Source organism: Bacteroides intestinalis, assembly GCF_003464595.1.
Taxonomy (GTDB): Bacteria; Bacteroidota; Bacteroidia; order Bacteroidales; family Bacteroidaceae; genus Bacteroides; species Bacteroides intestinalis_A.
This window is the reverse complement of sequence record NZ_QRZF01000005.1, coordinates 1-21,439: the sequence shown is the minus strand read 5'-3', so window position 1 is coordinate 21,439 and position 21,439 is coordinate 1. Positions and strand designations below refer to the sequence as shown.

The following is a 21,439-nucleotide window of genomic DNA, read 5'->3' as shown; positions in this document are numbered from 1 at the left end:
TTGTTTTATATCCTGCAACCTTGGAACAATGAATAATTTGTTTTAGGTTTTATTTTTGTGTCATTAAATATGAATATACATAATAAAGTATGGACTTTTAATTATTAATCTATTAATTTTAATTTAATTCTTATGACATCTAATTCTTTGAAAAAGAGCCGAAGCAGGAATCCCCTGTTTATCTTACTCTGCTCAGGTTTACTGATAGGCTCACCACAACCCTTGAGTGCTACTGGTATGTCTATACAAGTAGTTCAACAGAATGTAACAGTAACGGGTGTAGTGACTGATGCTTTAGGTGAACCCATCATTGGCGCATCAGTAATAATGAAAGGTACATCCAATGGAGTAATTACTGATCTTGATGGGCATTTTACTCTGAATAATATCACCAAAGGGGCTACCATACAAATCAGTTATATCGGTTATGTGTCTCTTGAAATCAAAGCTGAACCAGAAAAAACTATGCGAATTATTCTACAAGAAGATTCACAGACACTTGATGAAGTGGTTGTTATTGGATATGGTACAGTTAAAAAGAGCGATGTTACTGGAGCATTAACACGTGTAACAGAAAAAACAATCAAAGAGCGACCTGTTCAGAATGCGTTACAAGCTATGCAGGGAAAAGCTGCTGGGGTTCAGATCTCATTGAATAATCGTCCTGGAGAATTGGGAGAAATCCTTATTCGTGGCAGTCGTTCATTAACTGCAGAAAATGATCCTTTGTATGTTATTGATGGAATTCCGATGTCAGCGGGGTCTATTGCTGATGTGAATCCGAATGATATTGAATCATTAGAAATCCTAAAAGACGCTTCTGCCACTGCTATCTATGGTTCACGTGCGGCAAATGGTGTTATTTTGGTCACAACGAAAAAAGGAAAAGTGGGAAAGATAAGTATCAATTATGATGGTGCTGTAACTTTCTCCAAGCTTCATTCGATGACAGATTGGATGAATGCAGGCGAGTTGATTGATTGGAAAAGACAGGCGTCAATTAATGCAGGTGATTATACGAATGGGAAGTATGGTAATGCACCAGATCCAGATGTTGACGGAGACAAATATTTTCAGATATCTAATTATCCTTATATGAAATCTGCTTTTGATGCAGCGTTTCAGTTCAATGCTGATGGTACTCCTATACTTAGAGATGCTACTGAATATGAAATAAATGTGTTAGGGTATGCAAGTAAAGTACCTGTTTACGATTCATCAAAGATACCTACTACACCTTGGAAGGATTATGTGACACGTACAGCTGTTACACAGAATCATCAAATTTCACTTTCAGCAGGTACGGAGAAATCTAGATTGTATATGTCTATGGCCTATCTAGATCAACAGGCAGCAGTGAAAGATCAAGATTATAAACGCTATTCTATAAATATTAATGGTGAAATGAATGCCACAGACTGGCTTAAAGCTGGGATTGGCTTTAATGGATCTCATTCTATACAAAATTATGGTATTATTGACAACTCAGGAAATAGTGGATCGAAAGATTCTTATGGGGTAGCGATTGGGTTGGAGCCATTTGCACCTGCGTACGATGCTGAAGGAAATATTTTGTATGTTGATAATGGACCATCACACCACAATGTGTTGCGCAATATTGAAGAAGCTACAAATGAAACCCGTAATTATGCAGCGATGATAAACTCCTTTGTGGAAGCCGATATTCAACCTTGGCTAAAGTGGAGAACGAATTTTGGTTTTCAATATCGTAATATACGTAATGGTAGTTATTACAGTAATGAGTTTACTAATCCTATTGGGGCTCCTGCATCTTATCCGAATGTGGCATATAATAAACATACTCAACAATTATCATGGACGCTGGAAAACCTTATTTTTGTCAACAAGACATTTAAGAAGATTCATACATTAGGCTTTACTTTGTTACAGTCGGCTGAATACTATCGCAATGAGTCTTTGAATGCACGGGCGTATGAAGTTAAATTCCCAACTTCACTTTGGTATAATATGGGACAATCCGATATATCACAAGGATCATTTGGTTCAGGATTTACAGAGCAGAAACGCGCTTCGTATATGGGACGATTCAATTATAACCTAAAGGATAAATATCTGCTGACTGCTACTGGCCGATGGGATGGTGCTTCTGTTTTGGCTACAGGAAATAAATGGGATTTCTTTCCTTCTGCAGCGTTGGCGTGGAAAATAAGTCAGGAAGACTTTTTAAAAGGGGTGGTTTGGATGAATGAATTAAAGCTCCGTATTGGTTATGGAGTAACTGGAAATGCTTCTATCAAACCATACCAAACAGGAGGGACAATGGATTCCTCATATGCAAATATTCCTTTTGGACAGGGGGCAATAAGTACAAATACAGTAGGAGCCAAAGCTGTAATCCTTCCTAATAGTCAGTTAGGTTGGGAAAAGACAGCATCTGCTAACTTTGGTCTTGATTTTGGTTTTCTGAATAATCGGATAACTGGTAGTCTTGAATACTATATTTCTAAAACATCGGATTTACTGTTAAACCGTTCGATACCAATGATGACAGGTTATACTTCCATTCTTGCAAATATTGGAAAAACCCAAAATAAGGGATTCGAACTTACACTCTCTACCATAAACATAAGTACCAAAGACTTTACTTGGAAAACGGACTTTACTTATTCGATAAACCGTGAAAAGATTGTAGAACTATCTGATGGAAAATCAGATGATCGCACAAATGGATGGTTTATCGGTAAGCCAAGCGATGAAGTCTGGACAAAGAAATATGATCGTTTGTGGCAGAATACTCCTGAAGATGCTAGATTACTTGCTATCTATAAAGCGAATGGAATTACGATGTTGCCCGGACAAGCTAAACTTGTTGATCAGCCTTTAATTGAAGTAGCTAAAGGAACAGAAGGTTCTATAACTAAAACCATCACTATAAATGGGCAAGAGCAAGAAATCACTTATATGGATAATGGGTTTGGTAAAATAGATAATGATGATAATCATTTCTTGGGGGCCTTTCGTCCCAAATGGGAGGGTGGTTTTACCACAACCTTTACATATAAAAACTGGGAGTTGAACTCTTTTATCTATGGTCGTTTTGGAGGCTTATATTATGGTCTGATGCAAACTTATGGAGCTCGTAGAGAAACAGATGTTTGGAGTGAAGATAATCCGAAGGGAAGATATCCTCAGCCACGAAGCGGAGGAACTGCATTCACAGATTATTCATCCTATATGAATTATACAAAGGGCAATATGGTTGTTGTTCGTAACATTGCTTTATCCTATCAGGTTCCCGAAAATATCTTGAAAAAGGCAGGAATAGGGAGTGCTTCCATTTATGCTCAGGTATTAAACCCATTTATATTCGGAGGAGATCTGGTAAAAGAAGGTATAAATCCAGATGATATGACTGGATGGAAGGCCAGTGGACGTTCAAATGGTGAGTATAAATATATTGGTGGACAAACCAATAACACTGCTCTTACACGTAGTTTCGTATTGGGATTGAGAATAGGTTTTTAAACATTAATTGTATAAATAAGATGAAAAAATATTTTCTATATGTGATAATTGTATTAGGAACGATTTCCTGTACGGATAGTTTTCTGGATGAAAAGATGGTAGGTACCATTACACAAGATTATTTTAATACAGAGAAAGGCCTTGAACAGTTAATAGTAGGAACATATGATGCTGTTCGTGTTAGTAAACAGTATCATCAAGGACCTAGGGCTATGTTGTATGGTGCAGATAATTTTGCAATAAAAACTGCTAATGAGGCCTTATTTACACCGGGCTTATGGGCATCAACTGGTAATATTGCAACTTGGGCAAATGCCTTATGTGGTGAATTTTCGTCAAATTCATTGTTAGGCTATTACCCTATTATTAATAACTGTAACCGTGCGATTCTTACCATTCGCAATAAGGAAGTAGAAGGGAAATTTGTATCAGATAATAAGTATGCAAATTTGAGGCTTTCAGAGGTATTATTTAATAGAGCTTATGTAATATATATACTGAATACATTATATGGCGATGTATACATTCCAGATGGATATACTAAGGAATTACCTTCAAACTATCATTATGTTCGTCGGCCTTCTAAGGAAATCTATGAATTAATTATTGGTGATTTACGTTTTGCCTATGATAATCTGCCAGATGTCACCGAATTAAATTTAGGCAATGAATATGGGAGGGCTACGAAAGGAGCAGCTGCTCATTTCTTGGCAAAACTCTATTTGCAGAGAGCCCAAGGAGCAAAATATGGAACAGCCGAGTATGGACGTAATGCTGATGGAACAATTGACAATTCGAATGAAAAATCATATTTGGGACTACTATACAAAGGTAGTGTAAGTACAGATTTGGATTCCTGTATTTATTATGCAAGTAAAGTAATTAATCATGGTTATTATGAATTGGAAGATAACTACGCAGCATTATTCAAACATCCACTAAATGACTATAGTAACGAAAGTAGTAAGGAAATTATTCATACTTGTATTTATGGACCGGCAGGAACAGATAATGGGCGTTATGGAAATCGGGTTATAGTTTATCTCGGAGCGGGCTACGCAAATGCAGCATGGGGAATTCCTGATAATTTCTGGGAAGGACCTACAAAAGTAGCTAATATTGGACTTACTAATGATTTTGGTTATGATCTATATATAAATAAACATGCTGATTCCAGATATCAGAAATCATTTCACTTGGAATTTAAAACAGGATTGCGAGGGGGGACATCAACTTCTACGCCTGCACCTAATGAAGACTATTATGCGTATGATGATTCCAGAAATGCTACAGTGAGATGGACTAGTGATATGGCTGATTATTTCAACCAAAATATCTGGCCTACCTACAACAGAGAATCTTGGGGTAATCGTAAAGCAGTAGCCGGAGAACATAAAATGGGAAAAAATGATTTGGCTTTCGGATATATTGAGAATACTAAAGAAACTGCCATAGATATTAAAGAAGCTTTGGCACAACCATTTGTTGTATTTGCCCGTTGGATGAAAGAAGATAATAAATATTATTATCGTGTCCCTATCCAGACAGCTTCCGGAACGTATTCTTATAATACCAATTCTTATATGGGATTAGATAAACAGAGTACAACCTCAAGTCCGGGAACATTGAAATATGATGATCCAAATCGTGGTGCATACAATGGTTCGGGTGGCACACGCGATATACCTATATTCCGTTTGGCAGAAACATATTTATTACGTGCTGAAGCTTACGGACGGAAGGGAGATTTTGGAGCAGCTATACAAGATATAAACAAAGTGCGTGCTCGTGCAGCTTTTAAAATTGGTGAAACACGTTCAGAAGTCCTTGCCAGATTGCAACCTGGACATGAGAATCTAACAGCTCAAGAACAATTGTGGCCTTATAGTGTGGAAAAAGATACAAGCAATGATATGTTGATTGATGCTACTTGGTGGGATGGTAGTTCGGAACAATCCAAATTAGAGAATTATCCAGCAACGGCACAGACAACTGAAGATAGGTTTGTGAATTTTATGTTAAATGAATTGGCTCGCGAATTGAATCATGAAATGATTTATTACGAGAATCTGCATCACTCAGGATGGCAAGCTGACCGTATGATTTATCACGAACAAATGGCTTCTTCTTTAACAGGATTGTGGGATACATCAGATAACCTGATTAATGGAGAAGGACAGACGGGAAATGGTAGAGGTTTTTACAAGCCATTTCATACATTTAAACCTTTTGCACAAACTGTTATTGACCTTTTAACTGATGAGAATGGTATTCCATTAGATGAGTCAGCGAAGAAAGCATATCAGAATTATGGTTATTGATATATGGTAGAATTAGACTATCGTTTATGAGTATAATTTGGGGGGATTTTTAAATCAATAATAGTTAATGATATATATTCATAAATGATGGATAATTACGATATGGACAGTATATTCAGTACTGTTTCATTAATTATTAGTTAAACAATTGAGAAGCTGGCTCTGTGAAGAGGCAGCTTTTTATTAATTCGTCTAGTATGAATGCACTGCTATAGAGGTAATTTTCGAATGAGTTTTTGGTAGATGGGGATTATTAGCCAATAGTAAAGATCGATGGAGGTCTGCCTGCAGATTGCCATCATTTTAGTATTGGTTATTAGAATGATGTTTGGCTTCTATTTATACTTATAAAGTTTTAAATAGAGATAGGTTTATGAAACTTTTGCATAAACTTCCGTTAATAGAACAAAAAGACGTATATTTGTCACATTGTATCCTGAACTTAAAGTGAACAAACTATGATAACAAACCAATTGCTTCGTCCTGCCAGTATTGTAGTGGTGGGAGCATCCAATAATGTGCACAAGCCGGGAGGCGCCATCCTGCGTAATCTTATTAACGGTGGCTATACCGGAGAACTCCGTGCTGTAAACCCCAAAGAGACAGAAGTACAAGGTGTAACAGCTTATGCAGATGTGAAGGACATCCCCGATACGGATTTGGCTATACTTGCCATTCCGGCACAGATGTGCCCGGATGCTGTGGAGGTGCTTGCTGCTGAAAAGCAGGTACGTGCGTTTATCATCCTTTCCGCTGGGTTTGGTGAGGAGACACATGAGGGTGCATTGCTGGAAGACCGTATTCTGGAAACAGTGAATAAGTATGGAGCTTCCTTGATAGGACCGAATTGCATTGGACTGATGAATACCTGGCATCATAGTGTGTTCAGCCAACCCATCCCGCAACTGCATCCACAAGGAGTCGATTTGATATCCAGTTCCGGTGCGACTGCCGTTTTCATTCTGGAGAGTGCCGTAACAAAAGGTTTGCAGTTCAACTCCGTTTGGTCTGTGGGAAATGCGAAGCAGATAGGTGTGGAAGACGTATTGCAATATATGGACGAGAACTTCCAACCGGACAAAGATTCTAAGATCAAATTACTCTATATCGAAAGTATCGGTGATCCCGACCGCCTGTTGTTCCACGCTTCTTCTTTAATTAAGAAAGGTTGTAAGATTGCTGCTATCAAGGCTGGCAGTAGCGAGAGTGGAAGCCGTGCGGCATCTTCGCATACAGGAGCCATTGCCAGTTCGGACTCGGCAGTGGAAGCTTTGTTCCGTAAAGCCGGTATTGTACGTTGCTACTCACGCGAAGAGCTGACGACAGTGGGATGTATCTTTACCCTGCCGGAATTGAAAGGGAAGAACTTCGCTATCATTACTCATGCCGGAGGTCCGGGAGTGATGCTGACCGATGCTTTGAGTAAAGGCGGACTGAATGTCCCTAAACTGGAAGGCCCGGTTGTAGATGAACTGAAAGGAAAACTCTTTCCCGGTGCGGCTGTAGGAAATCCGATTGATATCCTGGCTACGGGAACTCCCGATCATCTGCGGCTCTGTCTGGAATACTGCGAAGAGAAATTCGATACGATAGATGCCGTTTTGGCTATTTTCGGTACGCCGGGACTGGTTACCATGTTCGAAATGTACGATGTGCTGCATGAGAAGATGCAGACCTGCAGTAAACCTATCTTCCCCATTCTCCCTTCTATCAATACCGCCGGAGCGGAAGTTGCCGCTTTTCTTGCTAAAGGTCATGTGAACTTTGCCGATGAAGTGACGCTGGGCACAGCCTTGTCACGTATCATGAATGCTCCCCGTCCTGCTACCAATGAGATCGAGCTCTTTGGTGTGGATGTGCCGCGTATTCGCCGTATTATAGATTCTATTCCCGAAGACGGGTATATCCAACCGCATTATGTGCAGGCGTTGCTTCATGCTGCCGGTATTCCTATCGTTGAAGAATTCGTGTCTTCTAATAAAGACGAAATACTGGCCTTTGCCCGTCGTACAGGTTTCCCTGTGGTGGCAAAGGTTGTGGGGCCTGTTCATAAATCAGATGTCGGTGGCGTAGTGCTTAATATAAAAGGAGAACAGCATCTGGCGTTTGAATTTGAACGTATGATGCAAATTCCCGAAGTGACGGGGATACTGGTACAACCTATGCTGGCAGGTACGGAACTTTTTGTAGGTGCCAAGTATGAAGCTAAATTCGGTCATGTGGTGCTTTGCGGTTTGGGTGGCATCTTTGTGGAAGTGCTTAAAGACGTTTCTTCCGGTTTGGCACCACTTTCGTACGAAGAGGCTTACTCTATGATCCATTCTCTCCGCGCTTACAAGATTATCAAGGGAACGCGCGGACAGAAAGGGGTGAATGAGGATAAGTTTGCTGAGATTATCGTACGCCTCTCCACTTTGCTACGCTTTGCTACGGAGATTAAAGAAATGGATATTAATCCGCTTTTGGCTACGGAGAAACATGTGATTGCAGTGGATGCCCGTATCCGGATAGAAAAGAAGTAGCTTGTCACTTGTAATTCGTAATTTGTAACTTACATGAAGCGACGTATCCTGATATTCCTCATTTGTCTGATGCAGCTTCCACCGCTTTTTTCGGAAAGCATGGATCGCTTTTTCAGCCAGTACAACTTTAAGTTTATTACTGAAACTGCAGGGTTACCCTATAGTTTTGTGAGTGATATCTTTAAGGACTCCGAGGGATATGTATGGGTTGCTACGCATTACGGAATAGGTCGCTATGACGGTTATCAATTCCTGAACTATGGCACTCAAACGGAACCGATATGTCTCAAGAACGACTTTGTTCATAAGGTCTGTGAAGACAACTTCCGACGCCTTTGGATAGCCTCCGAGGGTGGCATCGACATTCTCAACCTGGATACTTATGCTTTGGTGGAGTTACCTGTTCCATCAGACAGTCCGCTACGAAGGTTGATGAATGAAAACGTAAGTACGGTTTATAAAGACAATCAGGGTGATGTCTGGATTTCCGCTAACAAGGATTTGTGGTGTATAGAACTGGATGCTGAAGGATCTATAAAGAATTACTATCATCTGGAGAGTGAGTGTGCTTCTCCGGTGCATGCTGTCACCGATCTGGGTTGGACAGTTTGTGCAGGTATTGACAATGAAGTGTGCCGCATCACGAAGCATGAAGGACATCTTCTGAAAGTGGAGAAACTGTCTGACAGCCTGGTTTCTTTCAGTGAAGACTGGCGGATCTCCTGTATGCAGGTAGACGGCGATTTGCTGTGGATTGGTTCTAACCGTGGCTTATTCAAATACCACCATGCCGGGCAAAGTCTGAAACGCTATCGTTACTCCACCCACCGCCCCGGGATGCTGAGCCAGGCTTATATAACGGATATCAAACTGACGGAACGGGGACACCTGATTGTATCCACCCTTAACGGACTGAATGTCTATGATAAAGACACGGATACTTTCTCATTCATTCGTCAGACCAGTGAACGAGGGGGAGTTACCATCAACTGTAATGCCATCAACTGCCTGTTTACCGATGGTGAGACCATTTGGCTGGGTACTGAAACCGGTGGCATCAACCTGCTCTCTCCGAAACGGCTTCAGACGAAACTGTGGACGTGTGGGAGTGCGGATACAGAAAACGACGCCCCTACGCCTGTGAATGCGGTGGATGAAGACAAGGACGGGAACCTCTGGATAGCCTTGGTAGAGCGCGGCCTGATGAAGTGGAATGAAGATAGTAAATCTTGCGTCCACCACCTCTTTTCTCCCAATGACATAACCTCTGTCAGCAACAATACCCTGATGGGTGTCCTGATAGATTCCGATAACCGCCTGTGGGCATATACCTGGGGTGTGGGGATTAATGAGATCGACCTGAATATCCCCAATAACCGTACCTTCAAGCGTTATACTTGTGAGAATATTCCTGAATTGGAAGGAGACTTTATCAACAGTGCCTGCGAAGATGTGATTAATCATGGAATATGGTTCGGCTCCACGCGAGGAGTACACTTCTACGACAAACGGAAGGATACTTTCATTCGTGTACTGTTCGATCAGTCTGACAATGAGTTTGAGGCTATCTATGCTTTACTGATTGACAGTAAGAAACGCCTCTGGGTAGGTACTACACAAGGTGTCTTTATCGTAGACCTTGCTTCTTTTGCCAAGTCGAATAAACGTTTTGACTATAAGTACCTCAAATATAAACTGGATAATCCGCAGTCCACTCAACTGGAAAAGATCAACAGTATTCTGGAAGACAAAAACGGAACCATCTGGCTGGGAGGTAACGGAAGCGGCCTGTATCAGTTGACGAGCGACAAGAATAATCACTTTGTGTTCAGAAACTATACGACGCGCCACGGGCTGCCTAATAATACAATTATCGGCATGGCGGAAGACGGACAGGGGAACTTGTGGTTGACTACGAATGATGGAGTGTCCCGGTTGAATATCCAGGCGATGACATTCAGCAACTATACGCAGGCCGATGGTTTGCCCGCTACCCAGTTTTATTGGAACGGTATCCATTACTCGGAGCGGCATGACTTCATCTATATGGCAACCCTGGACGGACTGGTTATCATCCACCCTGACGATGAGGCTTCGCAGCCTGCGGATTCGCATGTGAAACTTTCTTCCCTGGCCATTGGCGGAAATATGATTTATCCTTCCAGTGGTGGTTATCTGAAAGAAAACATCACCCTTGCTTCCGGCATCTTCCTGCATGAACGGGAGAACCGTTTCTCTATCGGTTTTACTACGCAGAATTATGGAAACAGTAGCCGTATCCGTTTTGCTTATCGTCTGCAGGGGTACGAGGAGGAATGGAACGAAACTCAGCCGGGTGATGGCATGGCCCGGTATACGGCTGTTCCGCCGGGAAACTATACATTGCAGGTTCGCGCAACGGATGAGTTGGGGCGCTGGTCGGAAGAAACGACTGAAATAGAAGTCGGAATCACACCTTATTTTTATAAGTCCGGTTGGTTCTACCTACTTCTTGTCATAGCCATTTGCATTGCTATCTATTTATTCTATAAGCGCAAGACCCGGAGCTATCGTGAACAGAAAGCACGATTGGAAAAGGAAGTGGAACTGCGTACGCAGGAACTGGCTGTCCAAAACAAGCAATTGGAAGCCATGGCCCAGCACGTGAGGGAGATTACGGAAGAGAAGATTGCTTTCTTTACAAATATCACGCATGAGTTCCGTACTCCGGTTACATTGATTCACGGTCCCATTGAGCATGCCCTGAAGGAGACACAGGACGAGGCGGTGAAGGCACAGTTACAGATAGCCGAGCGGAATTCGCGGTATCTGCTCTCCCTGGTCAATGAACTGATGGACTTCCGGAAACTGGACATTGATAAAGTGGTGTTGGATAAGCGCTCCTCGAATTTTGTCGAGTTCTTATCTGAGTTGCTGATACCTTTCAGGGTTTTTGCAAAGGAGAGGCAGATTGATATATGCACTTATTTCCGATTGGAGAATCCTTTCCTGATGATTGATCCCGGATATATGCGTAAGGTGCTGGTTAATCTGGTTTCGAATGCCATTAAGTTTACGCCCGACGGTGGTCGCATTGATATATTTGTGGCAACCATTAAGGGTGAAGGCGGAGAGAAGTTGCTCTATATGAATGTATGTGATACGGGACACGGTATTGTGGCGGAAGACATGGAGAAGATTTTCGACCGTTTCTATCAATCTAAGAAGAGTACGAAATATCCGGTTTACGGGCAGAGTGGTACGGGTATCGGTCTTTTCCTGTGTAAACGGATTGTATACTTGCATGGGGGAGAAATTTTTGCCCGTAATAATCCCGGGCGAGGGGCTTCGTTCCGTATGTTGATGCCGTTGGTTCCCGGTGAACAAGTGGAAACAAGAGGAGAAATAGTGGAAGATCCCGGTACTGTGTACCTGCCGGATACCTTACAACCGGAAGATACACAGAAGAAAGAGACCATCTTGATTGTGGAAGATAATAAGGATATGCGCTCGTATATCCGTACGTTGCTTGTGGGCGATTACCGTTTGTTTGAGGCAGGCGACGGGCAGGAAGCTCTTGAAATAGTTCAGAAGCATACGATAGATTTAATAGTTAGCGACCTGATGATGCCTGTGATGGATGGTATGGAGTTGTCCCGCCGCATCAAGGAGAATCTGGCCACTTCGCATATTCCGTTCCTTATGCTTACGGCACTTCGCTCGGATGTGCAGGAAAAAAAGAGTTTCGAGATAGGCGTGGACGAGTATCTCTGTAAGCCTTTCGATGAAGAAGTGCTCCGGCTTCGTATTCGCAATATCCTGAATTTGCGGAAGAAGTATAAGAAGATGTTCTCATCCAGCAGCAATGTGGAAGAGCTGCATGTGAAGGAAGAGTCGCGGGACAAGACATTCATTACGAATGCCGTCAACCTGATGAAGGAGCACTATGCCGATGCAGAATATAACCTGGAACGTTTTGTGCGTGATATGGGATATAGCAAGACGCTCGTCAACAAAAAAATGCAGGACCTCACAGGGCAACCTATCGGACAGTTTATGAAGAATTACCGTCTGAACGTGGCGCAACGAATGATACAGGAAGGACCTGGAGACATCAATGTTTCTGAGATAGCTTATGCTGTAGGTTTTAATGATCCGAAGTACTTCACAAAGTGTTTTAAAGAATTCTTTGGGTATTTACCGAGTTCGAAACTGGGAAAGAAATAGAGACTCCTCACTTTGTATTTCTGTCTCATTCTTTACTATATTCGTCCCAAACTTTTCTATTTTCTCCTTATATAAGAAAATAAACGCTTACTTTTGCACATCACCCAGAAGTAATGAATACCATGAAAACCAAACTCTGTTTAGTCATTTTGTTAATAGTAGGTTTGTCTACTTATTTATCTGCCAACCCCGTCAACGGTCTGCTTGAAAGAATTGATAAGGGAGCATCTAAGAAATTTGTTATTGAACTCAATAAAGGTACGGACGACTTTTTTGAACTGGATCAGAAAGGTAGTAAAGTTGTTGTCCGTGGTAATAACTACGTGAATATAGCGACAGGTATCAACTGGTATCTGAAATATTATGCCGGTATCCAGCTATCATGGAACGGCATGCAGGCATCGCTTCCCCAAGTACTTCCTGCTGTTCCCCAGAAAGAACGTCACGAAACGTCCCTCTCACTTCGTTATGATTTCAACTATTGCACCTACTCTTATACGATGGCTTTCTGGGATTGGGAGCGCTGGGAGAAAGAAATAGACTGGATGGCCCTGCATGGCATCAATCTTCCTTTGGCCGCCGTAGGGCAGGAGTGTATTTGGTTCAATATGCTCCAAAAGCTGGGATATTCCAAAGAAGAAATAAACAGCTTTATAGCCGGCCCCGCCTTCTTGGCTTGGTGGGCCATGAATAATCTGGAAGGATGGGGCGGCCTCAATCCGGACTCTTGGTACGTACAGCAGGAAGCTCTGCAGAAGAAAATATTGAAGCGCATGCGTGAGTATGGCATCAAACCTGTATTTCCGGGATATTCCGGAATGGTTCCGCATGATGCTGACGAGAAGTTGGGACTGAACCTAACCAAGTCCGATCTGTGGAATGGCTTTACCCGTCCGGCTTTCTTGCAGCCTACTGATGCTCGTTTTGCCGAGATAGCAGATTTGTATTACCGGGAGCAGGAGAAGCTTTTTGGCAAGGCCGATTATTACTCTATGGACCCCTTTCATGAAGCGGAAAATGCCGCTTCGGTAGATTTCGATGCAGCCGGCCGGGCCATCATGACGGCTATGAAGCAGGTGAATCCGAAAGCCACCTGGGTAGTACAGGGTTGGACGGAGAATCCTCGCCCTGAAATGATAAAGAATATGCAGAACGGAGATCTGCTGATACTGGACTTGTTCAGCGAATGTCGCCCTATGTGGGGAATCCCTTCCATTTGGAAGCGCGACAAAGGTTATGAGCAGCACGACTGGCTTTTCTGTATGTTGCTCAACTTCGGCGGCAATGTCGGTCTGCACGGCCGCATGGACCAGTTGCTCAACAACTTCTATCTGACGAAGAACAATCCGTTGGCAACTCATCTGAAAGGTATCGGTCTCACCATGGAAGGCTCAGAGAATAACCCCATGATGTTCGAACTGATGTGCGAACTGCCTTGGCGTCCGGAGAAATTCACAAAAGAGGAATGGTTGAAAGATTATCTCTTTGCCCGTTACGGCGTGCGCGACGAGAAGATAGAACAGGCATGGACCCTGCTTGCCAATACCATTTATAACTGCCCCTTCGGAAATAATCAGCAAGGCCCTCATGAATCCATCTTCTGTGGACGTCCTTCGATGAATAACTTCCAGGCATCGAGCTGGTCGAAGATGAAGAACTATTACGACCCTACTGTTACGGAAGAAGCTGCCCGGCTGATGCTGGAGGTAGCCGATAAATACCGTGGTAACAATAATTTCGAATACGACTTGGTAGACATGGTTCGCCAGTCTCTTTCGGATAAAGGACGCATTGTGTACAACCGTACCATTGCCGACTTCAAGAGCTTTGATAAACGCAGTTTTGCCCGTGACTCCCGGAAATTCCTGGATATACTGCTGTTGCAGGATAAATTGTTGGGTACACGCAGTGAATTCCGTGTAGGTCGCTGGATAGAGCAGGCACGCAAGTTGGGCACTACTCCCGAAGAAAAAGACCTGTACGAATGGAATGCCCGTGTACAGATAACTACTTGGGGCAATCGTGTTTGTGCTGACGACGGCGGTCTGCGCGACTATGCTCATAAGGAATGGGACGGCATTCTACGCGATTTTTACTATAAACGTTGGGCGGCTTATTGGCAAACCCTCCAAGACCAACTGGATGGTAAACCCGAAGTGAAGCTGGATTATTACGCTATGGAAGAACCCTGGACATTGGCGAAGAATCCATATGGTTCGGCTCCCGAAGGAAACTGTGTGGATGTGGCAAAAGAAGTGTTTGAGAAAGTGTTTGGGAATGAGTGATTAGTGGTTAGTGATTAACGCCCTACAGATGATGGAAAATATTCACCCCCCAATTTCCGGTTATCCGCAGAAGAAGCGCCTCTTGTCTCTCGACGTGTTGCGTGGAATCACCGTTGTCGGAATGATTCTCGTCAACAATTCCGGTGGAAAGCTATCCTACGACTCCCTGCAGCATTCTGTATGGAATGGGCTGACGCTTTGCGACCTGGTCTTTCCGTTCTTCCTGTTCATCATGGGCATTTCCACTTACATTGCTCTGAGCAAGTTCCATTTCCAGGCATCAGGCCCGGTGATCCGTAAGATACTGAAACGCACTCTTGTCATTCTATGCATCGGCTGGGCCATTCATTGGTTTCACTTTATCTGTGAGGGTGATTTCTTCCCCCTTGCCCATCTCCGGCTTACGGGAGTGTTGCCACGTATCGCTTTATGTTATTGTGCCGTTTCTTTCGTAGCTCTGTATGTCAAGCCTAAGTATATCGGCTGGATAATCGGTTTCCTTATCATCGGATATACCGTCTTGCTCGGTATTGGCAACGGATACACCCCCGATAGCACAAATATCCTGGCAAACATAGACCGGAATGTATTGGGTACAGACCATCTTTATCATAAAAGCCCGATAGATCCGGAAGGACTTACCAGCACCCTCGCAGCTATTGCTCATACATTGATTGGCTTTTGTTGCGGGAGGATCATACTGGCTAAGGAAGCTTTGGAACAGAAAACCCTGAAACTGTTTGTGGCAGGCTTTATTCTGATGGCATGCGGTTTTGTGCTGGCGGAGGCTTTGCCGTTGAATAAGCGTATCTGGTCGCCTACCTTCGTATTGGTCACTTGCGGACTGGCTGCCATGCTTCAGGCCGTACTGATTTACTTCATCGATATGAAAGAGAAGAAGAACTGGTGCCGCTTCTTTGAGATATTCGGAGTCAACCCGTTGTTTCTCTATGTACTCAGTGAGGTGGCGGCTATTGTTATCGGTGCCACCGGAAGCAAACCGGTTATTTATGAAGGGATACATTCATTGATAGCCGATCCTTATCTGGCATCTGCCGTTTACGCCCTTGCTTTCACGTTGTTGATGGGAGCATGCGGCTATCCACTGTATAAAAAGAAAATCTATATAAAAATATAACATGAAACGAACGATCTACACATACTGCTCTCTATTATTGGCAGCTGCCTTGCTGCCGGGTACCACTTCGTGCACCGGACGTTGTGGAACGGATGATGAGTCGCGATTATCCTATATCGACACCCGCGTCGGCACTGCCCCCAGTGCTACCCATACAGCCGGGTTGTTCGGCAGGGATACGGAAGAATACGGGCAAACTCTTCCGGCAGTACTCGAACCCAACGGAATGAACTTCTGGACTGCACAGACGCGTGATACGGAACAAAAATGTATAGCTCCCTATTATTATGCAGATTCCTTGTTGCAAGGTTTCCGTAACTCCCATTGGATTGTGGGCGGATGCACGCAGGATTACGGTTCTATGACCCTGATGCCCCTCTTCGGCACACTGCGTTGTCAGCCGGAAGCACGTTCCACCCGTTTCTCGCATGACGAGGAAATGGCGACTCCCGCCTATTATAGAGTTTCTCTACCGGATGAGAATATCTTTGCTGAAATGACGGGCCGTTCGCGTTCCGCTATCTTCCGTTTCACCTACGGAAAAGCAGGAAAAGGTTATCTGGTGGTGAATCCCAACAGTGATGAAGGTCAGGGATACATCTGCATCGATACCCTCAACAATCAGATCTACGGATACAATCCCGTTCACCGCATTTATCAGGGCTGGGGAAAACCGGCAGGCTATAGCGGACATTTCATCGTTCAGCTGCAAAAGAAGCTGACGGGGTACGGTGTGTTTAGGGGAGATTCCCTGTCTCAAGGTGTCACCCGGATAGGTGATGCGGCACAGATCGGTGCTTATATAGAGTTTGATGTAGCTGAAGGCGAAGAAGTGCTGGTAAAAGCCGCTTCCTCCTTTACCGACCGGGACGGTGTTTTGCAAAACCTGAAGGCTGAAATCCCTCATTGGGACTTCGGTCAGACTTGTACAGATTTGAGACATATCTGGGAGAAGCACCTCTCTGCCATTGATGTAGAAACCGAACAGCTTGCAGACAAGGAAATGTTTTACGGTGCTTTCTATCGTGCCTCTTTCCTGCCGCATACATTCAATGATGTGGATGGGCGTTATCCCTCTTTTGCGAATGGAACCCCGATACGGCAACTTCCTGAAGGAGAAACGTATTATGAAGATTACAGCATGTGGGATACCTACCGTGCCCTGCATCCAATGATAAATCTGCTTTTCCCGACCAAGGGCGGAGATATGATGCAATCTCTGGTGCATAAATATGAGCAAGGCGGCTGGTTACCCATCTTTCCTTGCTGGAATAGCTATACTGCCGCTATGATAGGTGATCATTGTATCTCCGCCATCAGTGATGCCTACTGTAAGGGTATTCGTAATTTCGATGTGGACAAGGCTTATGAAGGAATGCGTAAGAATGCTTTTGAAACTCCTTCCAACCCTGATGAATATAAAAACGGTATGGGTCGTCGTGCCCTGACTTCTTATCTGGAATATGGATATATTCCTCTTGAAGACGGTGTACCCGATGCTTTCCACACGAAAGAACAAGTGTCGCGCACCCTGGAATATGCTTATGATGACTTTGCCCTTGCACAGATGGCGAAAGCTCTGGGTAAGACAGATGATTACCAGGCATTGATACAGCGTGCTGCCAATTATCGCAATGTGATGGATCCCCGTACCGGATATGCCCAGGGACGTCATGCCGATGGTACTTTCCTGAATGATGCCAATGCTTTCAATTTCGCCCGTTTCATTACTGAGGGCGCTCCTTGCCATTATACCTGGTATGTGCCGCAAGATCCGTACGGATTGATGGATTGTATGGGAGGCAAGGATAAGTATGTAGCCAAACTGGATTCCATGTTCAGCGAACAGCGTTACTGGCATGGAAACGAGCCGTGTCATCAGGTTGCCTATATGTTCAATTATGCAGGCGAGCCTTGGAAAACTCAACGTGCCGTCCGGCATATTATGGAAACGGAATATCTGAATGAACCGGGTGGACTTTCCGGTAATGATGATGCCGGACAGATGTCGGCCTGGTATATGTTTGCCGCTATGGGATTCTATCCGGTATGTCCCGGTACCCCGTATTATATACTTGCCAGCCCCTCATTCCCCAGCTTTACGCTGAATCTTGAGAGTGGAAATACGTTTACCGTGAAAGCCCGTAATGCGTCGCAGAAGAATATTTATATCCAGTCGGCAACACTGAACGGAAAGCCTTATACACGGAATTATATTACCCATCAGGATATAGTGAACGGTGGTGTGATGGAGTTTGTAATGGGGGATGAACCGAATAAAGAATGGGGAGCGGGAGCAGAAAACTGTCCGCCGGAAGTAATGAAATAACTAACAAAAGAAAGGGAAAGATATGGCATGTTTTAAGCACATTCTATTATTCTTATTACTCCTTTGCGGCTCTGCTGCGTGGGGGCAACGGGTTTATAATATTACCGATTATGGTGCCATATCCGATACAACGCAACTTTCCACTGTAGCCATACAAAAAGCGATAGACGATTGTGCTGCTCACGGGGGAGGTACTGTATGGGTGCCTGCCGGTAACTATCTTAGCGGTACGGTTTTGTTGAAGAGTTATGTCAATCTGCATTTGGATGCAGGAGCTACGATTTATGCCAGCCGGAGAATAGAAGACTTCAGTAATCTTGCCCGCAAAGTGGGGGCAGCCGATAATGCTGAGGCTGAAATGTTGATAGGGGCAGTCAATGCCAGAGATATTTCAATCACCGGACAAGGAGTGTTGAATTGCCGTGCCGTGCGTACCGGATACCGCAGGGAGCCGAAAACGGAAGTTACAGATTCTATTACTGCACGGGAAATTGTTAATGCCGGGCGTTACGGAGTGGATTATCAAAGCAAGTTCAGAAAGGTTCCACCTTGCCCGGGAGCTATCAACTTTACAGGATGTACCAATGTTCATATCCGCGATATACAAGTGATTGAATCTTCTTTCTGGTCGGTGCATCTGCAATGGTGCGACCGGGTGTATGTGGACGGTGTCTATATCCAGTCCAATTCCCATAACGGAGTTAATGCGGATGGGTTGGACATAGACGGGTGCAGCAATGTAATGGTTTCCAATTGCCGGATTGATACCGGTGACGATGCCTTGTGCCTGAAGACAACCCGGCAGAATGGTAAAACCCAATCTTGCCGTTATATTACAATAAGCAATTGCATTCTGACCTCTTCATCAGCAGCGTTGAAGATAGGGACGGAGTCTCATGCAGACTTTGAGTATATCACCGTATCAAATTGTGCCATCAGCCGGGCAAACCGTGGACTCAACATCATTCTTCGCGATGGGGGGAATGTACGCAATGTGATCTTCTCCAACTTGACTATAAATACGGTACGCAAGGAAACATTCTGGTGGGGGAATGGCGATCCGGTTTGGTTCACTATACAGAAAAGAGGGGACATTCCGTCAGCCGGAAGTATAGAAAATATAACGTTGAGCAATATAACAGCCTGCGGACAAAGTGGGATTCGCATGGAAGGTTTCAGTAGCCGGATGAAGACCATACGCTTGCGCGATGTACAGCTTTTCATGGAACCGGAAGATGCGGTAGATAAAAGGTCGCGTAACGGTTTTCTGTTTTATGGAATAGATGAATTGTCACTGGTGGATTGCCAAGTGCGTTGGAACAAGGAAAAGCCGGAGGCTACTTGGGAGAGTGCCTATCTGTTCCGGGAAATCGATGATCTTTCCCTTATCCGCGTGAAAGGAGAGAAGGCACCGGGAAGCAATTACGAGGCCTTCAGGTATGAAGACTGTAAGAGGATATCGACAGACAAACATTAATCAGAAAGATATAATGAGAGTAAAAGCATTCTTGTTTGCCCTATGCAGCATCTTGCTGTTAGGGGCGTGCAGCACTCCGAAGACTGGAGGAACTGTCTACAATATTATGGACTACGGAGCCAAAGGTGACGGCGTGACCGATGATGCCGCAGCTATACAAGCCGCTATCGACCTGTGTTCCAAGTCGGGTGGCGGAACGGTACTTGTTCCGGCGGGGCGTACTTTCATGTGCAGTCCTTTCCATCTTGCCTCGTTTGTAGAACTACACCTGGAACCTAATTCCTGCCTGCTTGCCAATCCCGATGAGGCTGCCTATACACTGAGCGCTTTCCGCGATAACCGTGGTGAAGGTATGATGTGGATTTATGGTCAAGACCTGAAAGAGGTATCCATCACCGGAACAGGAGCTATAGATGGAAACGGTGTCTCCTTTATGGGTAAGGAACTGGAAGATTCTTACGAGCTGAAACCGGTGACCGACTTCGATCCCCGTCCGCATGTGCTGACGCTTATCAATATAGAGAAGACAGTGATCCGTGATGTAACCATCCGCAATAGTGCCTATTGGACGGTCCATCTCATTGGTTGCAACGATGCCTCCATTGATGGTATCTCTATTTTGAACAATCTGAAGATACGCAACGGCGACGGTATCGATGTAGACCATTCCAGGAATGTGCGCATTGCCAATTGCCATATAGAATCGGGTGATGACTGCATCTGCCTGAAGAATCGCCGCGAGTTTGAGGAGTACGGTTCGTGTGAAGATATTGTGGTGACCAACTGTACCATGGTTTCCCGTTCCTGTGCCATCAAGATCGGTTCGGAAAATATGGATAAGATTAATAACGTACTGTTCAATAACTGTATCATCAAGAATAGCAATCGCGGCATCGGTATTCAGAACCGGGATGAAGGAACGGTTACCAACGTAATTTTCTCTAATATGATTGTAGATTGTATGTTCTACTCGGATGTCTGGTGGGGGAAAGCGGAACCCATTTACGTGACTTCTTATCCGCGTGCCGTAGGTAATCATAAGGATGCCGGTTGGCGCTTTCCGAAGGGAGCTACCGAAGGACGTTGCGGAGAAGTGAGCCGTATTTATTTCACAAATATCAAGTGTACCAGCGAGAACGGTATTTTTGTAGGCGGGGATACACAGGATAAGGTGAACCATATCTACTTTGAAAACGTAGACCTGCTGTTGCAGAAACGTACTGCCTATGAGGGTGGCATTTATGATAAACGTCCGTGCGTAGGCGAAGGATTCATCCACGATAAGACGTATGGCTTCTATATCGATACGGCATCTGATATCCTGATAGATGATTGTACTGTTACCTGGGGAGATATACGTCCCGATCAGGCAGCTGAAGGAATTGGGCAGAAGGGTGTTCGTAATCTGAAAATAAAGGACTCAAGTTTCGCAAGCTCAACTTTCGCAGTTGACAAGGTTTCAGTTGACAAGGTAACAAGGCAAGAGTGTCAGGCTTTTCATGAAATACGATAGGTGAGAATCGTTTGTGAGACTATCTCCCTTGTTCCCTTGTCAACTGAAACCTTGTTAACTAATAAGTTGAGCACTTGCGAAACTTAAATAAAGGAATCTGATTATCCGTTTATGCACCTGTTATATTCGCAATTACTAGTC

General features: G+C 44.1%; 8 protein-coding genes and 1 pseudogene. All 9 read left to right on the top strand.

Annotated features, from left to right (window positions below; translation table 11 throughout):
• Nucleotides 1-132: 132 nt before the first annotated feature.
• A complete protein-coding gene (locus tag DWW10_RS08700; protein ID WP_022393429.1) occupies nucleotides 133-3,507 on the top strand; it encodes a SusC/RagA family TonB-linked outer membrane protein in 3,375 nt (1,124 codons plus the stop codon).
• Between the two features lie 20 nt (nucleotides 3,508-3,527).
• Nucleotides 3,528-5,828: a RagB/SusD family nutrient uptake outer membrane protein gene (locus DWW10_RS08695; protein ID WP_022393428.1), complete on the top strand. Its 2,301-nt coding sequence runs from the start codon at nucleotides 3,528-3,530 to the stop codon at nucleotides 5,826-5,828.
• A gap of 458 nt (nucleotides 5,829-6,286) precedes the next feature.
• Entirely contained in the window at nucleotides 6,287-8,350 is a 2,064-nt protein-coding gene (locus DWW10_RS08690; RefSeq protein ID WP_022393427.1) for an acetate--CoA ligase family protein, read from the top strand.
• Nucleotides 8,351-8,383: 33 nt separating this feature from the next.
• Nucleotides 8,384-12,556 (top strand): two-component regulator propeller domain-containing protein, encoded by a 4,173-nt coding sequence (locus DWW10_RS08685; protein ID WP_022393426.1) that lies wholly within the window; start codon nucleotides 8,384-8,386, stop codon nucleotides 12,554-12,556.
• A 122-nt stretch (nucleotides 12,557-12,678) separates the two neighbouring features.
• Complete coding sequence (locus DWW10_RS08680; RefSeq protein WP_022393425.1) at nucleotides 12,679-14,841, top strand: alpha-N-acetylglucosaminidase; 2,163 nt, start codon at nucleotides 12,679-12,681, stop codon at nucleotides 14,839-14,841.
• A gap of 28 nt (nucleotides 14,842-14,869) precedes the next feature.
• Nucleotides 14,870-15,979 (top strand): acyltransferase family protein, encoded by a 1,110-nt coding sequence (locus tag DWW10_RS08675; RefSeq protein WP_182021374.1) that lies wholly within the window; start codon nucleotides 14,870-14,872, stop codon nucleotides 15,977-15,979.
• Nucleotide 15,980: 1 nt separating this feature from the next.
• On the top strand, nucleotides 15,981-18,308 hold the full coding sequence (locus DWW10_RS08670) for a GH92 family glycosyl hydrolase (protein ID WP_022393423.1): 2,328 nt from the start codon (nucleotides 15,981-15,983) through the stop codon (nucleotides 18,306-18,308).
• A 22-nt stretch (nucleotides 18,309-18,330) separates the two neighbouring features.
• Nucleotides 18,331-19,785, top strand: coding sequence for a glycoside hydrolase family 28 protein (locus tag DWW10_RS08665; protein WP_022393422.1), 1,455 nt, complete (start codon nucleotides 18,331-18,333; stop codon nucleotides 19,783-19,785).
• A gap of 13 nt (nucleotides 19,786-19,798) precedes the next feature.
• Nucleotides 19,799-21,116 (top strand): annotated as a pseudogene (locus DWW10_RS08660) (glycoside hydrolase family 28 protein); the annotation flags it as partial.
• Nucleotides 21,117-21,439: the final 323 nt, after the last annotated feature.

Coding starts and splice junctions, on each gene's coding strand:
- DWW10_RS08700 (WP_022393429.1), top strand. CDS start 133: ATGACATCTAATTCTTTGAAAAAGAGCCGAAGCAGGAATCCCCTGTTT.
- DWW10_RS08695 (WP_022393428.1), top strand. CDS start 3,528: ATGAAAAAATATTTTCTATATGTGATAATTGTATTAGGAACGATTTCC.
- DWW10_RS08690 (WP_022393427.1), top strand. CDS start 6,287: ATGATAACAAACCAATTGCTTCGTCCTGCCAGTATTGTAGTGGTGGGA.
- DWW10_RS08685 (WP_022393426.1), top strand. CDS start 8,384: ATGAAGCGACGTATCCTGATATTCCTCATTTGTCTGATGCAGCTTCCA.
- DWW10_RS08680 (WP_022393425.1), top strand. CDS start 12,679: ATGAAAACCAAACTCTGTTTAGTCATTTTGTTAATAGTAGGTTTGTCT.
- DWW10_RS08675 (WP_182021374.1), top strand. CDS start 14,870: ATGATGGAAAATATTCACCCCCCAATTTCCGGTTATCCGCAGAAGAAG.
- DWW10_RS08670 (WP_022393423.1), top strand. CDS start 15,981: ATGAAACGAACGATCTACACATACTGCTCTCTATTATTGGCAGCTGCC.
- DWW10_RS08665 (WP_022393422.1), top strand. CDS start 18,331: ATGGCATGTTTTAAGCACATTCTATTATTCTTATTACTCCTTTGCGGC.